This is a genomic window from Chryseobacterium sp. BGARF1 (assembly GCF_001677955.1).
Classification (GTDB): Bacteria; Bacteroidota; Bacteroidia; order Flavobacteriales; family Weeksellaceae; genus Chryseobacterium.
Genome location: NZ_LELA01000032.1, coordinates 1 through 9132 on the forward strand (window position 1 = coordinate 1; position 9132 = coordinate 9132).

Consider the following 9132-nt stretch of genomic DNA (forward strand, 5'->3'; position numbering starts at 1 on the left):
TAATCCGACAAGGTGTCGGCAGGAATTTCAAACCTAAAAATGAGGAATAAAATTAAAGTATCGTTTTAATTTCTCAGTATCTTTACCTGATGGAAAACATTAAGGAATTAGAAGCACAAATATTAGAGATAGTCAAGAAAAAGCATGATGAAACTGGCGGAAATAATGGAAATGGCTTTGCTGATTTTGACCACATACTAAATATGTCACTTGAAGACAGAAATGCTTTTCTAAAGAGAATGGCTGATGAAAATAAAATTGCAATACGAATAGGTCCTAACGCGCGAATGATAATGTTGCCGAAATAAATTAAGGAGTCAAAAACTGACTCCTTTTTTAGATACAATTATATAGTTAGAATTTAAAAAATCTTTAATAAGTACTTTTTTCTCACTTTACTGTATTTCTTTTATGCTTTGTTTATTATTACTTTGCCTCGATTGAAGATTGGTGTCAGACTTTTCTCTACTGATATTCTCAGCGACATTTTCCTGTGTATCATTAGCGTAGGATGATAGTAGTAAAGTCGCAATTAAACTTAAAACTGAGATTGTATTTTTCATGGTTAGTTATTTAAATTAGTGATTCAATAGAACGAATTAATTTTAATAAAAAAGCATATTCATTTATAAATCATAATGTAAGATAATTATTTAAAAAAATAAAAGGATTAAACGACAAATCTTGACGTAAAAAAAAGAATACCTCAATTGCGAGGCTTGTTATAGACTTATATGAAGAAAGTATTTTAAAATACACAATTTACATGTTTATGATACCTATCACGAATTAATTAGAGATAAGGAAACAGTAACTCTATAAAAGCTATTCGATGATCTACTAAACAAGAGAACAATATAAAGCTTATGGACAGTTTTTTTTGAAAAAGAGCAAGCCCTGAAGCATAGCAGTAAAATTAACGATGCCATCATTCGGGATGGTGGAAAAAGAAAAAGAAATTATCCCTATCAAATATGATGGTATTGGTAGGTTTTTCGGTGAAGGTCTTGTGCCTGCTAAGGTGAATGAAAAATGGGGGTTTATTGATAAAAAAGGAAAAGAAGTTCTTCCATTTAAATATGATTTTGCTTATAAATTCTCAAGTGGGCTTGCATGTGTTGAAATTGATAAAAAACGGGGATTTATTGATAAGACCGGAAAGGTAGTTATTCCTATAATATATGACGAAACAGGGGCAATATTTGATAATGATGAAATGGAAGTTGAAAAAGATGGAAGAAAATTCTATATTGATAAAACGGGGAAAGAAATAGAATAGTAAACCACCCGATAAAAAGAAAATAGAAGCTGCGAAAGCAGCACAAGAAAAATATAAAAACTAACTAAAAACTTTAAATCATGAAAAAGCTAATTACCATTTGTCTTTTTATAGCAACAACTTTTGCAGTAAATGCGCAGAAAAAAGCTAAAGCTGATTTATTTGGAGAATGGAGATTTATTCAAAGTGACAAAGCGCTGCAATACCGATTTAAGAAAGAAAAACAAGAAGGAGATGTTATTTATTTAAAAATGCAGTTCAGATTGAATAAAACGGATGAAATTTTTTGTAATAAACCCGAATGTAGAGGATATTTATGGTTTTTTAATTTCAGTAATGAGTATGTGAAAATTGACAAGCACTACATTGTTTATAATATTAACACAAGCGTATATGATTTTCCAGAAACAATTATTTTAAAACTGATGAAAAGTGAATATGGAGAGCAATATTGGGATGACACAGAAAAAGCAATATTTTTTAAAGATGCTAATTCAGGAACAACAAAGAAAATTGAAATTGGCTGGTCGTGTGTTGATAATATATTAGAAAATAATTCATCTAATAGATGTAGTTCTTTTAACATCGACAAAGTAGAAGTTTTAAATAATTAAACCAACTTCTTTATGCATCTGAAAGGTAAAGAAAAACATTTTTGGCGAAACGAGTTCAGTATCGGGAGTCTTGCAGAGATTCCTGAAGAACTCAACAGTTACCGGGCTATTGATACCGAGCTTGATGATGATTTTCTTAAAACAATGATTTCCAGAATTCCTACTATTCATAAACTCTATTTTAAGTTTAACAATATTACAGACCAGGGTGTAGAATATATCAGTAAAGTAAAAGGTTTGTATGAACTTACCTTGAGAGAGCATAAAGGAATTACGGCAAAATCGGTTCCGTTGATTAATCAACTCCACGAACTCACCTATCTCGACATTATCAAAACCGGGATTACACTGGAAGATTTGCCAGGGCTTTCTCAATTGCAGAAGCTTAAAGAACTCTATGTTTCTTCTGAAAATAAAGAGGAGGAGTATCTCTTGCATCATGCCGTCACCATGAAGCACACCATCCCTTCCTGCGTTCTTTATATTAATTACGAAAAGTTTGAATAATTTTAATTTTTCACGCTGTACAGAGGTGAATATCAATAAAAAATGGGGATTGGTGAATACAGCAGGTAAAGAAATTATAGCGTTAGATTAACGTTATGTACGATAAAAAATATATTAAGGCTTTTAAAAATGATAAAGAGTTATTTTTTGACAGGAACGGTCAAGCTGTTGCAAATCCGTATTAGTCATGACACAAGTATAAAAAGTAAGCAGAATTGTGTAGCTGTAAATAAAAATCCCAGTATAAGTTAAGCTACATTTTACCAATTTATTAACTCACATGAGGCATATATTCGTTCTACATAACCCCAAAGCAGATTGATACAAGCGAATTTACCTGTTGTTAATATAAAATAGTGTAAAACACAGATTGGAACTCAATAATAAATAGTTTAAATGAAAATGTACATCCTGATAAAACACGACGTACCTGATAAATTGGTTTTCGTAATCACGGCCCATGCTTCATTGGCCTGTTACCTGAGGTTTGAAACCAATGAAAATATGAAAACCTGGATCAATGGGATATTCAAAAAAGTGGTATGCATCGTTTATGAAGCCGAATTTGAAAGGTTTAAGAATGATGAAAATCTTGTTGTTCTTACCGAATCTGCGCTCGGTGACAGGGAAGTTTGCCTGGCTTTCTGCCCAAGAAAAGAGTTTTCGACGAAATTTAAATTCCTAAAAATGTGGACACCTCAAAACAATTCATAATGGAAGAAAAAATATACAGCTGGTTCGTCAAAAAAGGAAATGTACTGATCCACAGAAATAAATTTCACGTTAGTCTTCAGCTTAATGCAGAAGATGAAGAATATTGTGTTTTGACAAAATCTGATGCGGAAGAATTAATTGATTTGCTCACCGCAATCGCAACACAGATCTGGGAAGACACAGCCTACGTCAAGGAAGTTTACACCAAGCAACTTTATAAAATCACAGAAGACGATAGCTATGTATGGGAAACAGAAGGTTCTAAGCTTCTGTTGAGATACAGTGAAAAAGAACAGGGAGTAACAATGAAGTCAGCAGAAAATACAAGCCTCAATATTGAATTGAATCAAATTGTGGAGATTATTCAGATTTTGGAACTCTTAAACAACAGGTAATTAAATAAGAAAATAGTACTAGCATTCATCTTAGAACTTAACAAATAATCCATCATAAAAATGACAGAAAACTTTTACGAGGCATTTGAAAAATACATTCTCAACCAAAAAGTAATTTCCTGGGGATTTCAGCACGAGATAAAAGTGCTTTTACCCAATGGATATTCTGCCTATCCGAGCGGCTATTTTACAGAATACGAAAACGGCTATAAAATGATTGCCAGCGGAGCCACACTTCATAAGACTAATATTCAGGAAGCGATGATTCTTAATCCTCAGGGAGTTCCAATTGCAAGGGATACAGAAGATACAATTCCATGTGATTATTGAAAGTGATGATTTTAAATTCTAAATGTATAAAGGTTAAGAAGTTTTTGTAGGACAAGTTGATATTCCCAAAGCAAATATCATCGTGTTTTTTTTACTTTTGAGAGGCAATAACGCAAAACATCCACCAGAACAATTGTTTATGTATTATTCATTCAAAATCAATAATCTTAAAAAACATGATGCAAAAAACTTTAGGATTTAAATAAGTACGTAACTTATCAATCAGTTAGAATTATACAAATTAATCGGAAAATATGAAACTCAAAGGCGAAGAAAAAACATTTTGGTGGCATTTTTGTCAAGTAAATGATTCCAAAGATATTCCTATGGAAGTTTCAGTTGTTGCGGGCGTTGATGATTCTGATTATAGTGATCAGTATTTCGCTATGCTTACCGATAAAGTGAAGATTATTCATTCTATTTATCTGAAAGAGACCGCTGTTACAGATGAAGGTGTAAAGCATATCTCCAAAGTGCAGAAGCTGAAAAGTCTTACCCTGATGAAGCATCCCAACATCACAAAAAACAGTTTGCCCTATCTCAATAAATTAACCGATTTAGAATATCTGGACATCTGGCGTACCAACATTATATTAGAAGATTTGTCCGAGTTGAACCATTTAAAAAATCTTAAAGAACTGTATGTTTCATCTTTAAGGGAAGCAGAAGATGGCACTTTCCCGAAATTAGATAATGATGGTATTTTAGAGCAATTAATTGTCTTGGAAGAACTCTTTCCAAATTGCACTTTTTATGTAGACTTCAAAACATATCTGTAAAAAGGACTTTCGCAAGCTGAACTTGCGGAAAAGTCTCAAGTGAATAATAAAAGTCTTTCTCGTTACGAGTTGGGGAGCAGTATTCCGCCTGCAGATGCGCTTAAAAATATCGCCGATGCTTTAGGGATTTCAAGTGATGCTTTACTGAACGATGAAACAGTTTCTATTAAGGATAAAGATCTTCTGAAAAAAATTGAAGCAATACAGGAAATGAACGAAGAAGATAAAGCTTTGGTTACAAGATTTCTTGACCTTACAATCAGAGATTTTAATGCGAGAAAAGCTTATAAGTAAATCGTTATTTAAATAAAAAAACCTCGCATTTTGCGAGGTTTTTTGTTTATTTGCCACACACGATAAAATCGTGCGGAGCGGTAGGGATAATCAAAATTATTTAAATTTTTTATCCAAAATATGGCTTTCAAAATATAGTGTTTTAATAACATTATTATGTTCGTCAATATATAACCAAGATTTCATTGTTTCATCACTGTATAAAATATTTTCATTCCATTCAAAAGCATAAGTATAATAACCATCAAGAATATCTTCCCCATTTGGAGATAATAATGTACTTGCATTAAAAGAATATTGGGATTTTAGAAGTCTTCCTTTTATGATAGTTAATTCATCAACATACTTCTTAGAGTTATCAACATTTATTTTTCTTATATCTTTTGCATTTTTTCCAAAAAAACCTTCTTTAGGGTTTCCAAATATTTCACTGCCATCTACTGACGAATTATGAATGTATACATTCAATATTTTTTTAGTAGACTGACAAGACATAAATATTACTAATATTAAAGATAATACGAACTTTTTCATTACATTGATTTATTTAGGATCTGTTGTTTCCGGACTTTTAGTTTCATAATAATTTTTTCCATAGTTAGCCCTTTTATCTTCTCCTAAATTATCATTTACCTGATTTGTTAGCTCTGTAGTATATTTTTCTTCTGCATTTGAAAAAGATAAATTTACTCCACTAGGTGTTATTAGCCCTTCATTAGCGGTTGTTTTGTCTGCTTTTCGGTTAGAGTAATAATTTGTATTATTATTAATATCTTGGGTGTGATTAAAGCCATGAATCAATTCATGAGACAGTAATGAAGTAGCAGAATTTTTTCCTTGATTAGTTCCTGAATTAGGTTTAGTAACATCTTTTCTAAATGAAGCACCATCCTTATCACGCCAATTTACAGTTTTTGTACCAGGATCATAAGTATTTCCATTTTTTTGATAATCATTTGCATCGGGTGTCTGTTGGGCTATATTAATCGTATTTTTTTTATCAGAAATTAAAGTTTGTAGAATATCAACTTTTTTTCCATTTACATCAATTTTCATTGCCCCCGAAGAATATAATTTATCTACAGCCATATAAGCATTTCTTTCGAAATCATTACCTATTTTTTTATAATCTCTATTTTTTTGATACGAATATACTTGTCCACCGATTCTTATATCCCTTCCATCTGGATCTATATATCTTATTGGATTATTAACTGCATAATTATAAGGTGAGTGTCTCCTATGCTTCTCCGCCAGTGGGTCAACAACACCCCATCTTCCGATATCCGGCATATAAAATCTTGCGCCGTAATCATACATTCCCGTTTCCTGAAGTTCTTTACCATTGTACTTATAGTTATAGTAACCTCGCAAAATGCGAGGTTTTTTTATTATCAACGTAAAATCATAAACTTGGCGAAGCTTTGGTATGCATAATATTTTGATTATTTGCAAAGAAGTTCAAATTTTTCTAAGGAATAGTAATTATTGTATTTAATTATAGTTGAGTCATTTAAAATATACTCATTTGGAGATTCAATACCTCTTTGTATTAAATCACTTACGGGGAAAACCCTAAAGTTATATTTTTTATTTAAAACTATCTTTTTACAAATAGTTGATTTATTAAATGGGGGGTTAAAGACTTCAATTATATCATTGTTATCGGCAATTAGAACATAAACTTTTTCATTTTCCCGAATTGTTAGAATGTTTCGTTGTATATCAAACGGTTTTGAACTAACAATAGTTTTTTTAGTTTGACACCCAAAATTAACAAACACAATAACTAATAAAAAAAATATATTTCTCATTTTATTTTCTTAATCTTTTGTTATTAATATCAACCTTATACAGAGATTTCGTTTGTACTTTACCATTAACATCAACTTTTTTAGCGACACCTTCCCAATAACGATTAACACTCATTCCAACTGTATCAAAATTTTGCCTTACTAGAATAAGTATATTATCTTGAGGCATCATCAATGATGTTACATCGTGTGCAAATTGGAATATTGGACTTGGATTAGCTTTGCTATCCATAGGAACGGAACTTTCTCTTTTTAAAGCTATTTCACCAATAAGAGCATTCTCAGCAACTTCATGTAGCATTCCTGTACCTTTCGGAGCTCCTGAAAAACTCTCTGCACTTCCAAGAACAGAAGGATTAACGTATTGCTTAGCAATTACTTTCCCAGTGCTTTTGTCATAGGTAGCACCACCAAAAGATCCTCCCGGTATTAACCCTCCATCTGGAGTAATATTATCATTTTCAGCATATATTTGAGAGTCTACTTTCTCATTTTTTATTCCATCATATAATACTTGATCTGTAGCTGATAGTTTCATATACTGTTCTTCACTCAAATTTCCTGTAGTTACATTCCCCGATTCTTCATCAAATTCCATTGAAAGTTTACTACTTGCTTGTAGTTGATCAAAGCCTTGTTGAGCTAATTTACCTAAAATATGAATATCCTTATTTTCCATTCCATCTGGATCAATGAATCTCATTGGATTATTGTAAGCATAAGCGTATGTTGACCAACGTCTCGAAGTTTCCGCCAGAGGATCTACGACCCCCCATCTTCCAATATCCGGCATATAAAATCTTGCGCCATAATCATACATTCCGGTCTCTTGGAGTTCCTTCCCGTTGTACTTATAGTTCTTACTTTTGTGTTAGCAAAATAGCATAGTAATAAATCATAAAATAAACTATTATCAAAAAAGTATTAAAAAAAAGCTTTATCATCTTATAATTTTTACTTTTTAAGATAAATAAATAGTTTAGTAATACTATACTACCGCCTATTAAAACCCAATTTATTAAAAAATCACGCTGGAGTATTATGGCAATTATTATAAAAATAGTAGCTAAAACGAGTATAAATGAATCTATTTTATTTTTCATTTTTTTTCAGGAGTTAATTCTCTATTGACAACATTATTTACTGTTTTACTCATATCATTGTCTATATTTCTATGAGTAGAATCTACTTTTACATTAATAATTTTTGAACTGCTATTTCCACTGGTTGATTCGACCTTTTCACCTCCTGGAAAATCGTTAGTTTGATAATAATTTACAGCCTTTGACACGTTGGAAGGTATTTTATTATCGTCATAGTAATCAGCTATATCAAGTGTAACTAATAAATCAACTTTAACTTGCGGTTTATCATTTACAGTTTCTACCAAATTATCAGCACCTAAACTATGTCCGACGGCAGCTACAATTCCTTCTGGATGGCTTTTATTAAAACTAGTAATTGTATTTGCAATATCTGTTTTTGTATTTTCATTCTGAGATGAGTCAAAAATAACTACACGAGTATTAGAATTAGATAAGTTCGTTAATGCCCCCATACCACTATAATCTATACCTCCTGCATTTTGGGATTGAGTAGCACCTTTTTTTGTATCATTTCCATTATAACCTTGGACACCAATTACTAAATTTTTATATCCATCATTTTTTCGAAAATCAACAGCTTCTAATCCTTCTAATTCTCTTGCATCAATCACTCTATTCTCAGAAAAAGCATAGGTACTGTTATGAGTATATTTTTCTGCCAACGGATCAATATTGAAAAATCTTCCAACATCTGGCATATAGTTTCTCCATTTAAACGAGTAAAAACCAGTTTCTTGTAATTCCTGTCCTTGATATTTATACTGATAAGCATTCTGCGTGGTAGCTGTATAATTATGCATCAATCCGAATGGGTAATAATTATTAATTTCTACAATTTCGCCTGGTTTCCAGTTATCGATACATGTAGGAAATTCAAATGGAGGATTCCAATTACCATCACATTCACTTACGAAATATTGTCGAGGCTGAATAACTCCATCTTTATTGGTGTCAGTGTAGCTCAATCGTATATTGCCTAAATGATCAGTGTAATTATAAATGTATTGATTGGTTATCGCATCAAAATATCCTTCAGAAGTTGGTATAATTCTGAGTTTCATGACTGCTACATCATTAGGACCTATCAAACCACCTGGGTTTTCTTGTGAAGGTTTAAGTGCTTTATACTGAAAACCATCCAAGTAATTGGTTTCTATATCTCCAAAGAGCTTCTTTACTTTTACTCCGTCTGCTCGGTAAATATAATTGGTTACCTGAGCATTCTGAGTAATCTGCTTTGGTAAATTTAGAAAATTATACTGAATTGAAGAAATACCTTTATCTAAATGTTTGGTCATAT

13 protein-coding genes and 3 pseudogenes are annotated in these 9132 nt (G+C 31.6%); 9 read left to right on the plus strand and 7 right to left on the minus strand.

Translation table 11 applies throughout. From position 1 onward, the window contains the following. Window positions 1–89 precede the first annotated feature (89 nt). Entirely contained in the window at window positions 90–308 is a 219-nt protein-coding gene (locus AB671_RS05425) for a hypothetical protein (protein ID WP_066679954.1), read from the plus strand. Window positions 309–395: 87 nt separating this feature from the next. Here AB671_RS05425 and AB671_RS22190 read toward each other — a convergent pair whose 3' ends face one another. Then, window positions 396–563, minus strand: coding sequence for a hypothetical protein (locus tag AB671_RS22190; protein WP_157444135.1), 168 nt, complete (start codon window positions 561–563; stop codon window positions 396–398). A gap of 374 nt (window positions 564–937) precedes the next feature. On the opposite strand from AB671_RS22190, the gene AB671_RS05430 reads away from it, so the two are divergent. The 8 genes and pseudogenes from AB671_RS05430 to AB671_RS05465 all read left to right on the plus strand — a co-directional run. Beyond that, complete coding sequence (locus tag AB671_RS05430; protein ID WP_066679953.1) at window positions 938–1279, plus strand: WG repeat-containing protein; 342 nt, start codon at window positions 938–940, stop codon at window positions 1277–1279. Between the two features lie 80 nt (window positions 1280–1359). After that, window positions 1360–1893 (plus strand): hypothetical protein, encoded by a 534-nt coding sequence (locus AB671_RS05435; protein WP_066679952.1) that lies wholly within the window; start codon window positions 1360–1362, stop codon window positions 1891–1893. A gap of 12 nt (window positions 1894–1905) precedes the next feature. Then, window positions 1906–2400, plus strand: a complete 495-nt coding sequence (locus AB671_RS05440; RefSeq protein ID WP_066679951.1) for a hypothetical protein — start codon at window positions 1906–1908, stop codon at window positions 2398–2400. 396 nt (window positions 2401–2796) lie between these two features. Then, window positions 2797–3114, plus strand: a complete 318-nt coding sequence (locus AB671_RS05445) for a hypothetical protein (RefSeq protein WP_066679950.1) — start codon at window positions 2797–2799, stop codon at window positions 3112–3114. Continuing rightward, entirely contained in the window at window positions 3114–3509 is a 396-nt protein-coding gene (locus AB671_RS05450) for a hypothetical protein (protein WP_066679949.1), read from the plus strand. Before AB671_RS05445 ends, AB671_RS05450 begins: the two co-directional genes overlap by 1 nt. Window positions 3510–3569: 60 nt before the next feature. After that, a complete protein-coding gene (locus tag AB671_RS05455; RefSeq protein ID WP_066679948.1) occupies window positions 3570–3839 on the plus strand; it encodes a hypothetical protein in 270 nt (89 codons plus the stop codon). 254 nt (window positions 3840–4093) lie between these two features. Then, window positions 4094–4618: a hypothetical protein gene (locus tag AB671_RS05460; RefSeq protein ID WP_066679947.1), complete on the plus strand. Its 525-nt coding sequence runs from the start codon at window positions 4094–4096 to the stop codon at window positions 4616–4618. Between the two features lie 12 nt (window positions 4619–4630). Next, window positions 4631–4912 (plus strand): annotated as a pseudogene (locus tag AB671_RS05465) (helix-turn-helix domain-containing protein); the annotation flags it as partial. Window positions 4913–5008: 96 nt separating this feature from the next. Here the strand turns inward: AB671_RS05465 and AB671_RS05470 are convergent. From AB671_RS05470 to AB671_RS05495, 6 genes and pseudogenes are all read right to left on the minus strand, one after another. Further along, a complete protein-coding gene (locus tag AB671_RS05470; RefSeq protein WP_157444136.1) occupies window positions 5009–5446 on the minus strand; it encodes a hypothetical protein in 438 nt (145 codons plus the stop codon). A gap of 9 nt (window positions 5447–5455) precedes the next feature. Then, window positions 5456–6001 carry a M91 family zinc metallopeptidase gene (locus tag AB671_RS22710; RefSeq protein ID WP_317040108.1) on the minus strand — a complete coding sequence of 182 codons (546 nt, stop codon included), beginning with the start codon at window positions 5999–6001 and terminating at the stop codon, window positions 5456–5458. Between the two features lie 84 nt (window positions 6002–6085). Beyond that, window positions 6086–6274 (minus strand): annotated as a pseudogene (locus AB671_RS22715) (RHS repeat-associated core domain-containing protein); the annotation flags it as partial. Window positions 6275–6357: 83 nt separating this feature from the next. Beyond that, complete coding sequence (locus AB671_RS05480; RefSeq protein WP_066679944.1) at window positions 6358–6726, minus strand: hypothetical protein; 369 nt, start codon at window positions 6724–6726, stop codon at window positions 6358–6360. A gap of 673 nt (window positions 6727–7399) precedes the next feature. Further along, window positions 7400–7582 (minus strand): annotated as a pseudogene (locus AB671_RS22720) (RHS repeat-associated core domain-containing protein); the annotation flags it as partial. Window positions 7583–7825: 243 nt separating this feature from the next. Continuing rightward, window positions 7826–9132 (minus strand): RHS repeat-associated core domain-containing protein (locus AB671_RS05495; RefSeq protein WP_066679941.1); only part of this gene is annotated, 1307 nt, incomplete at its 5' end.